The organism is Mycobacterium sp. NGS18 (genome assembly GCF_059813185.1).
Genome location: NZ_JCALEC010000043.1, coordinates 1 through 271, shown reverse-complemented (window position 1 = coordinate 271; position 271 = coordinate 1). Strand labels below are relative to the sequence as shown.

Genomic DNA, 271 nt, shown 5'->3' with positions numbered 1-271 from the left:
TTTGGGTGGTTAGTACCGCTGATTCATCAGGGACGCCCACACACGGGTACGGGAATATCAACCCGTTGTCCATCGACTACGCCTGTCGGCCTCGCCTTAGGTCCCGACTCACCCTGGGAGGACTGGCCTGGCCCAGGAACCCTTGGTCTTTCGGCGGGCAAGGTTCTCACTTGCCTCATCGCTACTCATGCCTGCATTCTCGCTCCCACACCCTCCACCACTAGATCACTCTGTGGCTTCACCGGATGCAGGACGCTCCCCTACCCAATAC

1 rRNA gene is annotated in these 271 nt (G+C 59.4%); it reads right to left on the bottom strand.

The features are described 5' to 3' along the window. Positions 1-271: ribosomal RNA gene (locus AC5Y31_RS21835) — 23S ribosomal RNA — on the bottom strand; the annotation flags it as partial.